This is a genomic window from Streptomyces sp. TSRI0281, assembly GCF_001905125.1.
Classification (GTDB): Bacteria; Actinomycetota; Actinomycetes; order Streptomycetales; family Streptomycetaceae; genus Streptomyces.
Window position 1 is genome coordinate 544,833 of sequence record NZ_LWLE01000012.1, and the last position, 19,289, is coordinate 564,121.

At 73.9% G+C, this 19,289-nt stretch carries 5 protein-coding genes and 1 pseudogene; 1 reads left to right on the forward strand and 5 read right to left on the reverse strand.

Features of this window, described 5'->3' with window-relative positions; translation table 11 throughout:
• Window position 1 precedes the first annotated feature (1 nt).
• The 5 genes and pseudogenes from A6A29_RS19955 to A6A29_RS19975 form a co-directional block, all read right to left on the reverse strand.
• Window positions 2-3,862: a non-ribosomal peptide synthetase gene (locus A6A29_RS19955; protein WP_073721565.1), complete on the reverse strand. Its 3,861-nt coding sequence runs from the start codon at window positions 3,860-3,862 to the stop codon at window positions 2-4.
• Complete coding sequence (locus A6A29_RS19960; RefSeq protein WP_073721567.1) at window positions 3,859-11,631, reverse strand: non-ribosomal peptide synthetase; 7,773 nt, start codon at window positions 11,629-11,631, stop codon at window positions 3,859-3,861. Before A6A29_RS19960 ends, A6A29_RS19955 begins: the two co-directional genes overlap by 4 nt.
• Window positions 11,616-12,665, reverse strand: a complete 1,050-nt coding sequence (locus tag A6A29_RS19965) for a MupA/Atu3671 family FMN-dependent luciferase-like monooxygenase (RefSeq protein WP_073721569.1) — start codon at window positions 12,663-12,665, stop codon at window positions 11,616-11,618. Before A6A29_RS19965 ends, A6A29_RS19960 begins: the two co-directional genes overlap by 16 nt.
• A gap of 116 nt (window positions 12,666-12,781) precedes the next feature.
• Window positions 12,782-17,158: pseudogene (locus A6A29_RS19970) on the reverse strand (amino acid adenylation domain-containing protein); the annotation flags it as partial.
• Complete coding sequence (locus tag A6A29_RS19975; RefSeq protein ID WP_338012885.1) at window positions 17,113-17,724, reverse strand: MbtH family NRPS accessory protein; 612 nt, start codon at window positions 17,722-17,724, stop codon at window positions 17,113-17,115. The gene A6A29_RS19975 and the pseudogene A6A29_RS19970, both read right to left, overlap by 46 nt.
• Here A6A29_RS19975 and A6A29_RS19980 point away from each other — a divergent pair.
• Window positions 17,723-18,988 carry an MFS transporter gene (locus A6A29_RS19980; protein ID WP_073721797.1) on the forward strand — a complete coding sequence of 422 codons (1,266 nt, stop codon included), beginning with the start codon at window positions 17,723-17,725 and terminating at the stop codon, window positions 18,986-18,988. The two genes, A6A29_RS19975 and A6A29_RS19980, sit on opposite strands and share 2 nt — an antisense overlap.
• Window positions 18,989-19,289: the final 301 nt, after the last annotated feature.

Sequence of the window (19,289 nt, forward strand, 5' to 3'; positions counted from 1 at the left end):
TTCATCGCCCTGCCGTCCCTTCCGCGGCTCTGTCCGTCAGCACCGCGCCGATCGAGGCGAGCGGAGCGGGATCCAGCATCTCGTAGTGGCCGCACGCGACGTCGAAGGCCGAGAACCGCCCGCCGCCGTACGCCTGCCAGACCTCCGGGGCGGTGCCCGGGCCGTCCGACGCGGCCCGGAAGTGGAGCACGTCCACACCGCGCGTCCGTGCCGGAGCGGCCCGCAGCGCGTCCACCGCCGACCGCACCGCCAGCCGCGCGCCCTCCACAGCCCGCTCCCCGAGCAGCGCGATCTGCTCCGGTGGCGTCCCGTCCGCGGCGAACCCGGCCGACCCGGCCACGTGCCGGTGCGTCTCCTCCCAGTCGGGCAGCCCCTCCTCGGGAGCCGGGTACGAGTCGAGCAGGGCCACGAACTCCACGGCCTGCCCCCGCTCCACCAGCTCCGCGGCCACCGCGTAGGCGAGGGTGCCGCCGACCGACCAGCCGAGCAGCCGGTACGGCCCCTCCGGCTGCACCTCCCGGATCCGCCGCGCGTACTCCCGCACCAGCTCCTCCGGCTTGCGCGCACCGCCGTCCGGATCGGCGAGGCTCGGCGCCTGCAGCCCGTACAGCGGCACATCCGGATCCAGGTGCGGCAGCAGCCGGGCGTACGGCCAGGCGAGGCCGCTCGCCGCGTGCACCGCGAACAGGGGCCGCAGACGTCCGCCGGTCCGCAGCGGCAGCAGAACGTCCAGGCCGGAGCGGTCTCCCGCGCCGTCGAGCCGGCGTGCGAGGGCCGCCGGGGTCGGCGCCTCGAACAGGGCTCGGACGGACAGTTCGGTGCCCAGGACCGCACGTACCCGGCTCACCAGCCGGGTCGCCAGCAGGGAGTGCCCGCCCAGATCGAAGAAGCCGTCGTCCGGACCGACCCGCTCCACCCCGAGCACCTCGGCGAACAGCGCGCACAGCGGCTCCTCGTGCGCGTGGGCCGGCCCCCGGTGGACGGTGGCGCCGTACGTGGGGGCCGGCAGCGCCGACCGGTCCAGCTTGCCGTTCGGCATCAGCGGGAACCGCTCCAGCTGCACCACCGCCGACGGCACCATGTGGTCCGGCAGCGTGTCACGGGTGAAACGCCGCAGCTCCGCGCCGTCGAGCGGCGTGCCCGGCTCGGCCGCCAGGGCGTACGCGACCAGCCTGCGGTCTCCCGCCCGGTCCTCCCGTACGACCGCGACGGCCTGCGTCACGCTCCCGTGCCGCAGCAGGGCGGCCTCCACGTCGCCGAGTTCGATCCGGAAGCCACGGATCTTCACCTGGCCGTCGAGCCGGCCCAGATACTCCAGCTGCCCGTCGGCCCGCCACCGCGCCCGGTCGCCCGTGCGGTACATCCGGCCGCCGGGCGCGCCGGACGGACAGGCCACAAAGCGCTCCGAGGACAGCGCCGGCCGGTTCAGATAGCCGCGGGTGACGCCCGCGCCGGCGATGTACAGCTCTCCCGGCTGCCCCACCGCGACCGGCTGGAGCCAGGGATCCAGCACGTACACCCGGCAGTTGGGCACCGGCCGGCCGATCGGCGGATCGCCGTCGGCGTCCTGGTCGCCGCTGCGCCACCACGTCGAGTAGGTGGTCGCCTCGGTGGGGCCGTAGATGTTGGTGACCGCGCAGCCGGGCACCCGCTCCCGCAGCTCGCGCAGCAGGGCGTGCGGCACAGCCTCGCCGCCGAGCACCACGTGCCGTGCCGACACCTCGAAGGCGTCGCCCGCCAGCATGCTCGCCATTGCCGAGGGAACGCCGCTGACCAGGCTCCCCTCCCAGCCGTCCCGTTCGAGCAGCGCGAACAGGTCGTCGACCAGCTTCAGATGGCCGCCGAGCGCCAGGGTCGTGACGATCTCGAAGACCGACACGTCGAAGCTGAGCGAGGTGGACGCCAGGACCCGCGCCATGCCGTCGGCGCCGAAATGGTCCTCGACGGTCGCCACGAAGTTGACGGCGTTCGCGTGCTCGACGACCACGCCCTTGGGGACGCCGGTGGTGCCCGAGGTGTAGATGACGTAGGCGGGGTGCCGGGGGAGGAGCGGTCCCGGCCGCTCCGCGTCCACGACGTCCGTCCCCTCCTGCTCCTCGACGCGCCGTGCCACGGAGGGGTCGTCCAGGACGAGCGCGGCCGTCCCCTCCGGCAGCACACCCCTGGTCGCCTCGGTGACGATGGCGAGCCGGGGCCGCGCGTCGCCGAACATCCGCGCCACCCGGTCGGCCGGGTAGCGCACGTCGACCGGCACATAGGCGGCCCCGGCCTTGAGCACGGCGAGCAGGGCGACGACCATCTCCGCGGACCTCGGCAGCGCCAGGGCCACCCGGGTCTCCGGTCCCGCACCTTCGGCGAGCAGCACGCGCGCCAGACGATTCGCCCGGCGGTTGAGCTCGTCGTGGTCGAGGGTCCGCCCCTGGTGCGACAGGGCGGGCCGCCGCGGGATCCGGGCGGCTCGCGCCTCGATCAGACCGGGCAGCGTGGCCGGTGCCACCGGGCGGTCGGTGGCGTTCCATTCCTCCAGTACCCGTCGGCGCTCGCCGTCCGACAGGACGGGCAGGCTGCCGGCCGCCCGGTGCGGATCCTCGGCGATCGCCTCCAGGATCCGTTCGAGCCGCCCGGCGATCCCCTCCACCGTCCCGCGCCCGAGCAGATCGGGCCGGAAGTCGATCCGGATGGCCAGTCGCTCGGCCGGCGTGCAGATCAGGGAGAGCGGATAGTGGGTGGCGTCGAACCCCGTGACATCGACGAGAAGTGCTTCGCCCAGACGGCGTTCGCCCGTGCCCATCGGATAGTTGTCGAAGACGGTCGTGGTGTCGAACAGGGCCCCGAAGCCCGCCTGCTGCTGGATCTCCGTCAGCCCGACGTGGTGGTGCTCGAACAGGTCGAGCTGCTCGTCCTGGACCCGTTCGAGGAGATCGAGCAGCGTGTCCCGCGGGTCGATCCGCACCCGCGCCGGAACGGTGTTGATCAGGAGCCCGACCATCGTCTCGACGCCGTCGACCTCGGCGGCCCGCCCCGACACCGTCATCCCGAACAGCACGTCGCCCTGCCCGGTCAGCTGCCGCAGCACCAGTCCCCAGGCCACGTGCATCACCGTGCCGAGAGTGACCCCCGCCGCTCGCGCCCGGTCCGTCAGCGCGGCGGTACGCGCGGCGGTCAGTTTGCGCACCACCCGTTCGGGCACCACCGTGCCCCGCGCCCGCGGAGCCACCAGCGTCGGCCCCTCGATCCCGGAAAGCGCCTCCGCCCAGGCGTCGCGGGACCACTCGTGGTCCACCTCGCCGAGCCAGTCCAGGTAGGAGGTGTACGAGGGGGCGGCCGGCAGCGGGTTCGCCGCCGCGGCACCGGCTCCGGCGTCGTACAGCCGGAACAGCTCGTCGAGGAGGATCGAGGTGGACCAGCCGTCCAGAATGATGTGATGGTTCGTCAACGCGAAGCGCCACCGGGTGTCGCCCAGCCGGATCAGCAGGAAGCGGATCAGCGGCGGCCGGGCGGTGTCGAAGCGCCGCCGCCGCTCCTCCTCGACCAGCCGCGCGGCCTCGGCCTCCCGGTCCTCGGGCGCCGTCCCGGTGAGGTCGGCCGTCCGCCAGGCCGGCTCGACCCGGGGTGCCACGAACCGGACGGGCGCGCCCGACGCGTCCGTACGGAACCCCGAACGCAGGCTGTCGTGCCGGTCCTGGAGGACCTGGCAGACCCCTCGCAGAAGAACGGGGTCGAGCGGGCCCTCGAAGTCCAGTGCCAGCTGGGTGGTGTAGATGTCCTGGCCGTCGGTGTCGAACGCCGTGTGGAAGAACAGCCCTTGCTGGAGCGGCGCCGGTCTCGACGTCCGCTCATGGGTGCGATCTGGTGCGGTCACGCCGTCTCTCCCGGTTCGCCGGTGCGTGTGGTCAGGGTGTCCAGGGCCTCGAACCAGGCATCGGCCAGGGCCTCCACCCGGGGCCGCTCCAGGACGGCCTTCGGATACGCCCAGGTGATGTGCAGTTCCGGCCCGTCCCCGCGGTCGTGGACGATCGCGGACACCTCCAGGAGGTGCGTCAGGGGCATCTCGGGGTCGCCGCCTCCGGCGACCGCGCCGGCTTCCGGCGCCAGGCCCCAGTCGGACTCGTCCGGCCGGTCGAACCGGCCCAGGTAGTTGAACAGGATCTGCGCCCGGGGCAGTGCCCCGAGCACGGGCGCGGTCTCCGGATCGAGATGGCGCAGCAGACCGAAGCCGAGCCCCTTGTCGGGCATGCTCCCGAGCTGGCCGTCCACGGCCCGCACGGTGCCTTCAAGATCGTCCGGCCGCCCCGGGAGCCGCACGGGGAACATGCTGGTGAACCAGCCCACGGTCGCCGACAGGTCGAGGTCGCCCGTGATCTCCTCGCGGCCGTGTCCCTCCACGTCCACGAGGAACGGCGCGTCGCCGTGGGCCGCCGCGCCGTCGGAAGCACCGCCGGGGACCTGTGCCGTACGCCAGTGCCCCGCCGCCGTGCTCAGCGCGCCGAGCAGCACGGCGTTCACGCCGACACCGAGCCGGGCGGGCACACGGGTCAGGAGCGGCTCCGTCCGGTCGGCGGGAAGGACCCGGGTGACGGTGTGCTTCGAGCCCTCGACATCACGGGCGGCCACCAGGCCCGCACCTTCGACGAGATCCTCCGCCCCTTCGGCGATCCCGAGCCAGAAGGGGAGTTCGGACACCCGCCCGCGCGCCTCGCGCTCCAGTCGGCGTCCCCAGTCGGCGAACGACACGTGCGCGAAGTCCGGCCCCGTCGTCCGCGGGGCCGGGGCGCCGCCGGTGCTCAGGTCCTCCAGGAGGATCCGCCACGAAACGCCGTCCACGACGAGGTGGTTGATCATCAGGAGCAGCCGGCCGGGCCGGCCGGGACCCGCGTCGAACCACACCGCCTGGAGCATGTTCCCGTCTCCGGGCGCCAGACGCCGTCGTGCCGCGTCCGCCTCGGTGCGGACCAGGTCCGCGAGCTTCCCGGCGGCCAGGCCGCCCACGTCGATCCGTACGACGCGTCCGACCGCGTCGACCGCACCGCGCGGCAGGACATCGAGGCGCCACGTGGAGGCGCGCGTCAGCCGTATCCGCAACGCGTCGTGCCGGTCGAGCAGCGACTGGACCAGCGCCCGCAGCCGCGGCAGGGACAGGTCCGCCGGGGTCCGGACGAGCACGGACTGGTGGAAGCCGTCGACGGGGCCGCCCCGTTCGCGCTGCCAGTGGACGATCGGGGTGAGCGGCACCTCGCCGGCCGACGACGCCGGGGCGGGTCCGGTCGCCGCGCCCGCCCGGGGCGTCCGCACCTTCGCGTGGACGGCCAGTTCGGCGACGGTCCGGTACCGGAAGACGTCCCGCGTGGAGAGGGCCAGACCTCGTGAGCGGGCCCGGGACACCAGCCGGATCGACACGATGCTGTCGCCGCCCAGCTCGAAGAAATCGTCCTCGACGCCGACGTCGGGCCGTCCGAGGATGGCGGCGAACAGTTCGCACAGGAGCCTCTCGGCGGGGCTGTTCGGCTCCCGGGCCTCACGGGCGGGGGAGGCGGGTCCGTGCGGGGCGGGCAGTGCGGACCGGTCGAGCTTTCCGTTGGGCGTGAGGGGAAGCCCGTCGGGGAGCACGACGACGGTGGGGACCATGTACGGCGGCAGCGCCCGCCGCGCCCACCCGGTGAGTTCGGGGACGAGGCCGTCGGCGGTGCCGGCGCCCCGGAGGGGTGCCACGTAGGCGACGAGCCGGCGCTCGCCCGGCCGGTCCTCGCGCACCACGACGGCGCTGCGGATGACGTGGTGGTGCCGGTCCAGGACCGCTTCGACCTCGCGGGGCTCGATACGGAAGCCGCGCAGTTTCACCTGGTCGTCGGTGCGCCCGAGGAAGTCGAGTTCCCCTTCCGGGGTCCACCGGACCAGGTCGCCGGTGCGGTACAGGCGGGTGCCGGGCGGACCGTACGGATCGGCGACGAACCGCTCGGCGGTCAGCCCCGGACGGCCGAGATAGCCCCGGGCCACGCCCGCACCCCCGATGTACAGCTCGCCCGGCACCCCTACGGGAACCGGCCGCAGCGCCTCGTTCATGACGTACACCCGGGTCGCGCCCAGCGGGGAGCCGAGCGGCGGGCGCTCCGCGTTGTGCGGGCCGATCGGTGCCGCGAGGGACCAGATGGTCGTCTCGGTGGGCCCGTACACGTTGGTGACCTCCGCGGCCAGGGTGGCGAGAGCGCCGGCCAGAGCAGGAGGCAGTGCCTCGCCGCCGACGAGGACGCGCAGCCCCCGGACCGCGTCGGGGACCTCGGCCACGAGGCCGGACCACAGGGAGGGCGTCGCCTGGACGGCGGTGACCCCGTGCCGTCCGATCAGCCGGCCGAGGGCGAGCGGCTCGCGCACCTCGTCGGGAGAGGCGAGGACGACGGCGGCGCCGTCGAGCAGGGGCAGGAGGAGTTCCAGGTGGGCGATGTCGAAGGCGACGGTCGTCACGGCGAGCAGCCGGTCGGTGGGGCCCAGCGGCAGCCGGTCCCGCATGGCGGCCAGCAGATGGGCGACATTGCCGTGGGTGACCACGACGCCCTTCGGCCGGCCCGTCGAACCGGAGGTGTAGAGGACGTACGCCGTGGAGTCGGCCGGGATCGCCCCGTTCAGGACCGGGCCGTCGCCCCCGGCCCCGGCGGTGAGCGCGGCGACGAGGCGGGGGTCGTCCAGGGCGAGCCAGTCGTCGGTGCCGAGCGTGTCGCGGGTGGCGCGGTCCGAGAGCACCAGGAGCGGCGCGGCCTCGGACAGCACCGTCGCCACCCGGTCCCTGGGATGGTGCGGATCGATTGGGAGGTACGCGGCGCCGGTCCGGTGCACGGCGAGGAGGGCGACCAGCAGGTCGGGAGTGCGGTTCATGGCCACGGCGATCAGCCGCTCGGGGCCGGCGCCGAGCTTCCGCAGATGCCCGGCCAGCCGGTCCACCCGCGTGTCGAGCTCCCCGTACGCGATCCGGCGGTCCCCGTGGAGCACCGCCACCGCGTCGGGCGTCCGGGCGGCCTGATCCCGGAACCACTGTGGCACCGAACCGGTCGGCGGCCGCGCACCGGCCGCCGGACCGCTCCACTCCGCGAGGACGGTGTGCCGCTGGGCGGGGGACAGGACGTCCAACTGCCGCACCGGCAGGGTGGGACGGGCCGCCGCGTCGGCGAGGAGGGCGGTGAAGTACCCGGCGAGGCGTTCCGCGGTGGCGTGGTCGAAGAGGTCGCGGGCGTGGACGAGGGTGCCGTCCAGCCCCCCGTCGGACTCGGTGAGATCGAGGAGCAGGTCGAAGGGAACGGTCCGGTACCGGCCGTGGTGCAGCATGTCGACGTGGAGGCCCGGCAGTTCCACGGCGCCGGCCGCGTTGTTCTGCAGACTCAGCATGACCTGGAAGAGCGGGTGCCGGGCCGCCGACCGCGCCGGGTCGACGGCCTCCACGACCTGCTCGAAGGGCACGTCCTGGTTCTCCAGCGCGGCGAGGACCTCGGTGCGGACGCGGTCGAGCAGGCCGCCGAAGTCCGGATCCCCGGAGACATCGGTCCGTACCACCACGGTGTTCACGAAGCAGCCGACCAGGTCGTCGAGACCGCTGTCGGTGCGTCCGGCGACCGGGCTGCCGACGAGGACGTCCGTCCCGGCGCCGAGTTGCCGCAGCAGGACCGCCAGCGCGGCGTGCAGCACCATGAACACGCTGGCACCGTGCTTCCGCGCCAGGGCGGTGACACGCGCGTGGTCCTGCGGGGCGAGCCGGAACGGCACCGCGCCGACGCGGTGGGTGGCGACGGCGGGGCGTGGCCGGTCGGCGGGCAGCGCGATTTCCTCGGGAGCGCCGTCCAGCGTGCCGCTCCAGTGGGCGAGTTGCCGGGCGAGGGGGCTGTCCGGGTCATCGGGTTCCCCGAGTTCCTCACGCTGCCACAGGGTGAAGTCGGCGTACTGCACAGGCAGTTCCGGGAAGTCGGGAGTGCGCCCCCGCAGCCGGGCGGCATAGGCCCCGGAGAGGTCGCGGAGGAAGGGTGCGGCGGACCAGCCGTCGAAGGCGATGTGATGGATCGTGAGGGCGAGGACATGCTCCTCGGGGGCGCAGGCGAAGAGCTCCGCCCGCACCGGTCTCTCCCGCGCCAGGTCGAAGTCGTGCTCCGAAGCCGCAGCCACCGCCGCCTCGATGTCCCGCTTCGCCACCTCCCGCACCTGGAGGTCGAACTCCTCAGCGTTCAGCACCAGTTGACGGGGCACACCATCGGTGACCGGGAAGACGGTGCGCAGGCTCTCGTGCCGTGTCACCACGTCCCGGAGCGCCGCCGACAGCGCCCCGGCATCCAGCGGACCCGACAGCCGCAGAGCGGTCGTGACGGTGTGCGAGGCGGCTCCCTCCGCCAGCTCGCCCTGCAGCCAGAAACGTAGCTGGGAGAACGACGGCGGCAGTACGTCCCCGCGTGGCCGGGGCCGCAGCGGGCCGCGGCCGGCACCCGTGTCCCCGAACCTCCCGGCGAGTGCGGCGGGCGTCGGCGACTCGAAGACCGTACGCATCCCGATCCCGTCGTCCAGCATCTCGCGCAGCCGGTTCACCAGCCTGATGGCCAGCAGGGAATGGCCGCCGAGCTCGAAGAAGTCGTCATCCGCACCGACCGCCGGCAGGGTGAGGATCTCGGCGAACAGCGCGCACACGAGCCGCTCGGCGGGCGTGCGCGGCGGGCGGGAGCCGCTGCCCTCCCCGGGGGCGGGCAGAGCCGCCCGGTCGAGCTTTCCGTTGGGCGTGAGGGGGAGCCCGTCGGGAAGCACGACGACGAGGGGGACCATGTAGCCGGGCAGGGCCCGCCGGGCGTGCTCGGTGATCTCCGGTGCGGGATCGCCGTCGATGTCCGTGGCGGGGACGACATAGGCGACGAGGCCGCGCTCCCCGGGCCGGTCCTCCCGTACGAGGACGGCGGCGCGGCCGACGGCCGGATGGCGCTCCAGAGCGGCCTCGATCTCGCGGGGTTCGATGCGGAAGCCGCGTATCTTGACCTGGCCGTCGACGCGGGTGAGGAAGTCGAGCCGGCCGTCGGCGGTCCACCGGACGACGTCACCGGTGCGGTACATGCGGGTGCCCATCGCGCCGTAGGGGTCGGCGACGAAGCGCCCCGCGGTGAGTCCCGGGCGGCCGAGGTAACCGCGGGCCAGTCCGGCGCCGGCGACGTACAGCTCGCCCGGCACCCCCGCGGGCACGGGCCGGAGCCGCTCGTCCAGCACATACACCCGCGTGTTCGCCATGGGCCGGCCGATCGGCGGCTTGCCGCCGTCCGCGTCCCGGTCCGGGTCCAGGAACCCGAAGGTGGTGAACGTCGTGTTCTCGGTCGGCCCGTAGACATGGGTCAGCGCGGTGCCGGGGAAGTCCGTCAGCATCTGCCGCACGGCCCCGGCCGACGGCTGCTCCCCACCCGTCCAGATGTGTCCGAGCCGGCCGAGCGCCGGACTCCTCTCCGCGACCAGCAGGTTGAAGAGCGAGGTGGTGAGGAACGCGCTCGTCGCGCCCCCCTCGGTCACGGCCCGTTCCAGCGCCTGCTGCGAGGAGTCGCCGGCCGGCACCATCACGACCGTGCCGCCGCCGAGCAGCGGCACCCACACCTCGTACGTCGAGGCGTCGAAGGAGTGCGGCGAGTGGGCGAGCACCCGGGTGTGGCCACCGTCCGCGGCCCAGCACGGATCGGCGGCGAGAGCGACGATGTTCCGGTGGGTCACCAGGACGCCCTTGGGACGGCCGGTGGAGCCGGACGTGTACATCGCGTACGCGGCCCCGTCGCCGGCGATGTCCGGCCACCCGCCCGCATCCGGACCGGGGACGGCCGGACCGTCGCCGTCGCCGTCGACCAGGACCAGCGGCAGGCCGAGCGGCGGGCCCGCGAGCTCCTCGGCCCGCTCCTTCGTGGACGCGTCCGCCAGGAGCAGGCAGGGCCGCGCCTCCGCCAGGACCGTGCGCTGGCGCTCATCCGGGTTGCGCGGGTCCAGGGGAAGGTAGGCGGCCCCCGTGTTCAGTACGGCGAGCAGGGCGACGACCAGGTCGGCCGAGCGGTTCATGGCCACGGCGACCAGCCGTTCCGGACCCGCGCCCTGCCGGCGCAGACGGCCGGCGAGGCGGTCGGCCCTTGCCTCCAGCTCCGCGTAGGTGAGCCGGGACGCGCCGCAGATCACCGCGGTGTCATCCGGCGAGGCGGCGGCGCGCCGCCGGAAGAGCTCCGGTACGGAGGCGGCCGGGACCGCCGTGTCCCGGCCGTTCCACGTCTCCAGCGTCGTGCGGCGCTCGGCGGGGGTGAGGAGCTCCAGACCACCGATGCGCTGCTCCGGCTCGGCGACCGCCTGGGCCAGGAAGGCGGTGAAGCGGCGGACGAGACGCTCGGCGGTGTCGTGGTCGAAGAGGTCGAGGGCGTGGACCAGGCTGCCGTCGAGCGCCCCTTCGGTCTCCGTGATGTCGAGGAGCAGGTCGAAGTCGGCCCTCCGGTGGCTGTAGTCCAGCAGACGGGTGTCGAGGTGGGGGAGGTGCACGGCGGCGCCCGCGTTGTTCTGCACGCTGAGCATGACGTGGAAGAGCGGGTGCAGGGCTGCCGACCGGGCCGGGTTGACGGCCTCCACGACCTGCTCGAAGGGTACGTCCTGGTGGTCGAGTGCGGCCATGACGCCGGTCCGGGCCCGCTGGAGCAGTTCGTGGAAGTCGGGGTCGCCGGAGGTGTCGGTCCGGATGACGACGGTGTTGACGAAGCAGCCGACGAGGCCGTCGAGGCCGACGTCGGTGCGGCCGGCGACCGGGCTGCCGACCAGGATGTCGGTGCCGGCGCCGAGCCTTTGAAGGAGCCCCGCGAGCGCCGCGTGGAGGACCATGAAGGTGCTGACGCCGTGCCGGAGGGCGAGCCGGGTCAGCTGCCGGACGCTGTCGGGCGGCAGGTGGAAGGGGACCGCCCCGGCCCGGTGGGTGGCGGTGGCGGGGCGTGGCCGGGTGGTGGGGAGGGGGAGTTCGGCAGGCGCGTCGGCGAGGGCGCGGGTCCAGTGGGCCAGTTGCTCGGCGAAGACACTCCGCGGATCGTCGGGCGCACCGAGCTCCTTGCGTTGCCACAGGGTGAAGTCCACGTACTGGAAGGGAAGTTCCTCCCAGGACGGAGGCCGTCCGTCGAGGCGCGCGGTGTAGGCATGGGAGAGGTCGCGGAGGAACGGTGCGACGGACCAGCCGTCGAAGGCGATGTGGTGCACGGTGATCGCCAGCACATGGTGGTCGTGGGAGCCTACGGCGAGCAGGACGGCCCGCAGCGGGATCTCGCGCTCCAGGTCGAAGAGGTGCCCGGCCGCGTCGGCCACGGCCGCCCCGACATCCTTCTCCGCGACCTGCCGTACGGGCAGCTCGACCGTCACCGCCTCCAGGATGCGCTGCCCCGGCACTCCACCGGTGACCGGGAAGACGGTGCGCAGGCTCTCGTGCCGCGTCACCACGTCCCGCAGCGCGCAGCGCATCGCCACCGGGTCCAGCCGTCCCGTCAGCCGGAGTGCCATCGAAGTGTTGGGCGATTCGCCCCCGGGTTCCATCTCTCCCTGGAACCAGAACCGCAGCTGCGAAAACGACAGAGGGATCACGGTGGTCTCGGCCTCTCGGGTCTCTCGGATCAGTTCGCTTCGCATGCTTCGCGAAGGGCGTTCAGGTGGCGCAGCCCGTCCAGCACGGTCTTGGTGCCGATGCCGTAGTCGATCAGGCAGGCGATCTCGTCCACGCCGATGGCACGCAGCCGCTCGACCGTCGCCGTCGCCTCCTCCACCGTCCCGAACAGCCCCCGCTGCTCGAAGTAGGTGTCGAAGGACTGGGCGACGAGGAAGTCGAGGTCCTCGTCCTCCAGCGCGTCGATGTCGAAGTCGGGGTCCAGGGCGCTGAACGAACGGGCGAGGAGATGGACCGAGCTCCTGAGATAGGCGCGCAGCGGCCCTTCGACGGTGGCGCGCACCTCGTCCCGGTCGGTGCCGAGGAAGGTGTGCAGCATCAGGACGACATGCCCGTCCCAGCCGGGGTACGTCTCACGCGCCGTCCGCCGGTAGTCGGCGATCTTCGCGGCGAGTTCGTCGACATCCTGGTGCAGCAGGTGGGTGAGGACCCCGGCCCGAGCCGCCGCCGCCGAACGGAAGGTCTCCGCGTCGCCCGCGCTGGTCACCCAGAGCGGCAGTTCCCGCTGCACCGGCGGCGGGAACATCCGTACGGTCGCCGGGGCGCCGTTGCCGTCCACGACTTCGTGGCCGTCCCCGCGCCACAGCCCGCGGAGCTGCTCGATGCTGTCGGTCAGCACGCGTTTGCGGTCCCCGTACGGCACCCGGCTCAGCGCGAAGTCCACCGGGTGCCAGCCGGAGGCGAGGGACACCCCGGCCCGGCCGCCGGAGAGGTTGTCCACGACCGACCACTCCTCGGCGATCCTCAGCGGGTGGTGGAGGGGCGCGACGACGCTTCCGGCGCGGATGGCGACGGTGCTTGTGACCATCGCCAGCGCGGCGCCCACCACGGAAGGGTTCGGGTAGAGCCCCCCGAAGGGGTGGAAGTGCCGCTCGGGCGTCCACACCGCGCGGAAGCCGTGCCGGTCGGCGAAGCGGGCGCCCTCCAGCAGCAGCTCGTACCGTCCGGCGTCCCCGTCCGGTGTGCTGTCGTCGGCGAAGTAGAAGAGGCTGAAGTCCATCGGGAACCCTTCGATAACCCTGGCCGTACCTGATCCGTTCGGTGTCGCGGGCCCGCGCCGCGTCAGTCGGGGCGGGGCATCCTCCGCAGGCCCGGTCGCGCCTTGCGGGCTCCCGTGAGCCGGGACGCGAGGCCGGCCACCGTGGGCGCGTCGAAGACCGTGCCGACCTGGAGCTCCACCCCCAGTTCGGCGCGGACGCGGCTCACCAGCCGGGTGACGAGCAGTGAATGGCCACCGAGGGCGAAGAAGTTGTCGTCGATCCCCACCGCGAACGCCGAGCCGGTCTCGCTCGACGCGTCCGGCCCTTTCGCCGTGCCGGCCGTTCCGGCCGCGTCCGTTCCGTCCGCCGGTTCCGCCGTGACGAGCCCGAGGACCTCCGCGTACATCCGGCACAGCGCCGCCTCCTGCGGACTCCGCGGTCGGCGGCCGGCCCCGCGCCGGGCGCGGAGAGGGGCGGGCAGGGCGGCCCGGTCGAGCTTGCCGTGCGGGGTGAGCGGCAACTCGTCGAGGACGACGACCGCGGACGGCACCATGGACACGGGGAGGTACGCGGACGCCCACGCGGCAACCGACGCGATGAGCTCCGCGTCGTCGGAAGCCGCGAAGGGAACGTTGACATGGTGCTCGGGATCCACCATCGGCTCGGTCCCCGTCTCCGGCGGGAAGTCCCGCTCCCCGAAGGAGAACTCGGCGTCGACGTGGTCGGGCCCCCCCTTCGCGGACCAGCGCACCACGACGCGGTACCCCAGCCGTTCGCCGAGCCGCGCCAGGTCCTCCGGGTCCGGACGGGAGCCCGGCGACCTGCCGGACGCGCGCAGATCCTCGGCGAGGCGTGCGTTGGGCACACCCGTGACCCGGACGGACGCGGCTTCCCGCGCGCTGTCCCGCAGGGTGGCGGCGAGGCCGTCGAGCGTACGGACCTCCGCTCCCCACAGCAGTTCCGTCACCGCACCGGTGCGGGGCCGCGCGCCGCCGGTGCGGCGCAGGACGACGTCGTAGCGGTAGCGGGTCAGTTCGTTGTGATGGGTTCCCCGTTTCAGCCGTACGTCGCAGGTCGCGAAGCGCGGCCCGGAACCCTCGGCCATGACCGTCAGCGACCGGAAGAACTCCGGATCCACCAGCAGCTCCGGCTCCGTGGCCATGCCGCGTGCCACGGCCCGGCGGTGCTCCACACTGCCCGGTGCGGCGTCCGCCGAGCGGGCCGCGACCGCCCCGTGGAAGGGCTCCAGAAGCCCCAGGTGCCGGACGTCGCCGACGAACACCGCGCCGCCGGGCGCCAGGGCGGCCGCAGCGAGCTCCAGCACCCGAGCGAGATAGCGCCCGCTGGGGAAGTACTGGAGGACGGAGTTGAGGACGACCACGTCGAAGTACCCGCGCGGGACGCCCTCGTGGTCGTCGGCCGGCCGGCTGTGCAGGACGACCCGCCCGGCCAGGTCCGGTTGCCCGTCCACCTGCCGCCGCAGCCGCTCGATCACCCGGGGCGACAGGTCGAGCCCCCAGTAGGCCTCCGCCTCGGGGGCGAGGCGTGACAGCAACAGGCCATTGCCCACGCCGAGTTCGAGGATGCGCCGGGGCCGCAGGGCGCGGATGCTCCGTACGGTCTCGTCGCGCCACTCCCGCAGCTGCTCCAGCGGCAGCGCACGGCCGTCGTATCGGCTGTTCCACCCGCTGAAGTCCTCGCCGAAGGCCGTCGGTCCGTCGTCGGCCGGCACGGCGTCGTGGACGAGCCGCCAGTCGGCCACGCGGTCCGCGTCCCTCGGGAGACCGGCGCCCGCCGGCGCGGCCGGCTCGCGGCGGATGTAGGCCACGAGCCTCCGGTCGCCGTCCTGGTCCTCGTGCACGGTCACGGCGGCGGCGGACACCCGGGGGTGGTTGACGAGCCGCGCCTCGATCTCGCCCGGTTCGATCCGGTGCCCGCGCACCTTGACCTGGTCGTCCGCGCGCCCGGCGAATTCCAGTTCGCCCGACGTCCTCCGGCGGGCCAGGTCGCCGGTGCGGTACATCCGCGTCCCGGCCGGGCCGTACGGGTCCGCGACGAAGCGCTGCGCCGTCATTCCGGGCCGGTCGAGGTAGCCGCGGGCCAGGCCCGCTCCGGCGACGTACAGCTCACCCACCACTCCGGCGGGCACCGGCCGCAGGGCGGCGTCGAGCAGGTGGAGGCGCACGCCCCGGACAGCCCCGCCGATCGGCGGCGTGCCGGAGCTCTCCGTGAGGGGCCGGCTCATCGTGGCGCAGACCGTGGTCTCCGTCGGTCCGTACGCGTTGATCAGGGTCCGGCCGGGAGCCCAGCGCCGCTGCTGTTCCGTGTCCAGGGCCTCGCCGGCCGCGACCAGGACCCGTACGCGCGGGAGGGCGTCGGACGGCAGGACGCGCAGCACGGACGGGGGCAGGGTGACGTGCGTGATCCGCTGCTCGTCGGCGAGACGGCGCAGGCCGGGCCCGGGCAGCAGGCTGCGGGCGGGCGCCAGGACGAGCGCGGCTCCGACGGAGAGCGCCATCGCCAGCTCCCAGAAGAACGCGTCGAAGCTGGGCGAGGCGAACTGCAGGACTCGGCTGTCGGCGTCCACCGCGAGGGTGCCGCGCTGGTGGGCGGCCAGGTTGGCGAGACCGGAGCGGGTGACGACCACGCCCTTGGGCAGGCCCGTGGACCCTGAGGTGTAGATGACGTACGCGGGCAGGTCACCCTGTGCGCGCCGGGCGCCGGCCGGCGGGGCGGACGCCGGGGCACGCCGCAGCGCCGCGCCGGTCTCCGGATCGTCCAGGTCGGTACGGGGTACGCCGGTGCCGTCCGGGAGGACCGTGCCGGAATGCGCGAGGAGCAGTGCCGGGGCCGCGTCGCCCAGGATGTGGGCGACGCGCTGCTCCGGGTAGCCGGGATCCACCGGAAGGTGGGCCGCCCCGGCCTTCATCACCGCCAGCACCGCGACGACCAGCTCCACCGACCGGTCGAGCGCCGAGGCGACCACCGTCTCCGGCCCGGCGCCCCGTGCGGCCAGCAGGTGGGCCAGCCGGTTCGCACGGGCGTCGAGCTCCGCGTACGAGACGCTGTCCTCGCCGAACACCAGGGCGGTGGCGTCCGGGGCGGTCCCGGCACACTCCTCGAAGAGGTCGAGCAGCGGCCGTGCCGGGGCGTCGGAGGCGTCGGGGGAGTCGCGCGGCGCGGGGTCCTCCGGGGCGTCGGGCGCGGGGGCCGCGGACGTGACATGGGCGACGGGACGCCGCTCGTCGGAGCGGTCCTCGCGGGCGGTGACCACGGCCCGGCGCGCATGGGGGTGTTGGCCCGGTACGTCCTCGGTCCCGCCCCGCTCGATCCGGTGGCCGCGCGGCTCGGTCCGGTCGTCCACCCGGCCGAGGTGGGCCAGCTCTCCGCCGGGGAGCCGGCGGACCCGGTCGCCGGTGCGGTACATCCGGGTGCCGGCCGGACCATGGGGGTCGGCGACGAACCGCTCGGCGGTCGGTCCCGGGCGGCCCCCGTACCCGAGGACGACACCGTCACCCGCGAGGTACAGGTCTCCCGGCTCGCCCTCGGCCACCGGCCGCAGTGTGCCGTCGAGGACGTGGGCGCGTACGGCGGGCAGAGGCGAACCGATATGGGGTAAGGGGCCGGTGACGGGCGCGGCGGTGGAGACGAACGTGCACTCCGCGGGCCCGTACAGATGGACGGCGTCCACCCGCCCCCGCCCGGCACGTCGCGTCAGGTCCGCCCAGAGGGCCCGGGACACGGGCTCCCCGCCGAGGAAGAGCCGCAGCGGAGCGGTGTCCGGCCCCTCGGGCACCACGTAGGGGCGCAGGACCTCCCACTGGGACGGGGTGGCATCGAGGTCGGTGGCCCCGTACTCCCGGAGGAATCGGGCGAACAGCTGTGGGTCGGCGCGCAGTTCGTCGGTCGGAAGGAGCAGGGTGTCGCCGCGGCAGATCCGGGCCCACTGCTGGACCGGGGCATCGGAGCCGGGGCCCGCGTTCCACACCACCCGCGAAGGGGCCGGGGGATAGACACCGCGGTCCTCCAACGCGCGGACGAGATGCGCGGTGTTGCGCCGGGTGACCGTCACCCCCTGGGGGCACCCGAAGGGGCCCGAGGTGTGGACGACGCACGCCGCTGCGCCGTCCGGCACCTCGCGCGCCGGGGCCGGTGTGCCCGAGGCGAACGGGCCGGGGCCGGAGGCCGGATCGAGGCGGCGCGTGCCCGTCGGCCACTCGGTGCCGTCCGTCCCCGCGGTGAGCACCAGGCGCGCCCCGGCATCCTCGGCGAGCAGCCGCCGCCGGTGCGCCGGGTGGGCCGGGTCGAGCGGTACGTACGCCGCGCCGGCCCGCCACACCGCGAGCATCGCCGTCACCAGGCCGACACCGCGGGGGAGGTTCAGGGCGACGGTCGTACCGGGCTCCGCGCCCGCCGAGCTCAGCGCCCGGGCAGTCCGCTCCACGCGCTCGTCCAGTTCGCCGAACGTCACCGACTCCGACGGTGTGACCACGGCGGCGCGCTCGGGGTGCCGGGCCGCCTCCCGCAGAAAGCGGGTGAGGAGGTCGATCGCGCTGGTGACCACGGACAGCTCCTTGTAAGGGAAAGGGGTTTGCCGGTGTGGGCGATGACGGAGGGACCGGGGGCGGTCGCGGCGCCCCCGGAGCAGGCCGCCGCTGGTGCGGTGCCATGTCCGTCGTGGCGCGCAGGCCAGTCGGCCATGCCGGTCCGGGCGTGCCGCACGCAGTCCAGGCATGCCACCCGCAGGCCTGGTCCGAATGCCGCGTTCCACCCGTCCGGAATATCGAATTCCATAGGCCGGAGGAAGTGCTGGTCCTCCTCATTGACAAGGACCGGGAAATGACCGGAATCGCTCTCTGACGGACAGGCCATCCGGGGCTCGACTCTGGCACGGGGCATGGTTCGTTGGCAATGGAAACGGTCGAGCCGAAGGGCTGCCCCGGTGGGAAACGGCCACCCTGGTTTCCGGGGCGATGAACTTGTACGCTCCAGCGCGAACCAACGGCCATCGCACCTTCTGTGGCGCGTCGGAAATCCGTCGGTTGTCGAAGTCCGGAGGCCCCTGATGGAATCCGCCATGCCGGCTGCCGCGCGGTCCGCCAAGGGTCAGGACCGGCGGCCCCACCGGAACTTCCGGTTGCTGCTCATCGGCGAGACCACCAGCAAGCTGGGCACCAGTGTGACGTCCGTCCTGCTGCCGCTCGTGGCCGTCACCACCCTCCACGCCTCGCCGTTCGTGATGGGCGTGCTCACCGCCGCGCCGTGGCTGCCGTGGCTGATACTCGGCCTGCCCGCGGGTGCGTGGGTCGACCGTCTAGCCCCGCGCCGGGTGATGCTCGTGTGCAACGCCGTCTCCGCGGCGGTGTTCGTGAGCGTGCCGGTCACCTGGTGGCTGGGGGCCCTGACCCTCGGGCATCTCCTCGGGGCTGCCCTGATCTCCGGTGCCGCCTCCGTCTTCTTCTCCACCGCCTACTCGGCCTATCTGCCCCAACTGGTGCCCACACAGGACCTGATGGAGCGCAACGCGCAGCTGCAGGCCGGGGATCAGACCGCCAGGGTGGCGGGCCCCGGTCTCGGCGGGCTGATCGCCCAGACCCTGGGCAGTGTGCCGGGCCTGCTCCTCGACGCGGTCTCCTTCGTGGTGTCATCGCTCTGTCTCACGGCCATCCGCTCCGACGTTCCGCGCCCCGCCCCGGCACCCCGGCGGCGGCTGAGCCGCGAGATCTCCGACGGCCTGCGCTTCGTCGTCGGTGATCCGCAGGTCCGGGCCGTCACCGCGTTCGGTGCGGCGGTCAACCTGGCGATGGCCGGCCTCCAGGCCGTCCAGGTCGTCTTTCTCGTGCGGACCGTCGGCGTCGACTCCGACACGCTCGGCTGGCTCGTCTCCTGCGGGGGCCTCGGCGGGGTGCTCGGCGGCCTCGTGGCCGGCCGGCTCGCCACACGCATGGGGTCGGCACGCGCCCTCCTGGCCATCCAGTTCGCCGCCTCGCCCTTCGGCCTGCTGGCCGCGCTCACCGGTCCCGGGCCGCGACTGGCGTTCTTCGTGTTCGGAACGGCCGTGATGCTCGCCGGGGTCGTGGCCTGCAACGTCATCATCGTCAGCTTCCGGCAGGCGTACTGCCCGTCCGAGCTGCTGGGGCGCGTCACCGCGACCACCCTGTTCCTCAACTACAGCACCATCCCGCTCGGCGCCCTCCTCGGTGGCTCCCTCGCCTCCCTCTTCGGTGCCCGCCCCACGATGTGGGTCGTCACGGCCGCGCTGGTGGCCGCCGGCGGTTTCCTTCTCGTGGCGCCGCTGCGCGGCCTCCGCGACCTGCCGGGCGCACCTGCCGCCGACGGTTGAGGGCTCCGGCCGGAACCGAGCTGCCCCCTCGCCCCCGCGGTGGGGCGGGCTCGCGGGGTGCGTTCCGCCCCGCCGGGGCTCGGGGCCCAGAGCTGCCGAAGCGGGTCGTCATGACCGCGGAACCGAGCGCGGCCACCTCCCGGCCTGCGCCGATTGACCACTTCCCGGCCCATGGGACCGTCCCTCCGGGGGTCTCCCTGGAAGGACGGCCAACTCGCTCCGGCCGGGGTTAGGTTGGACCGATCGTCGTGCAATCCCTTGGGAAGGGACATGGATCGGTATGACCGTCGCCTCACAAGCC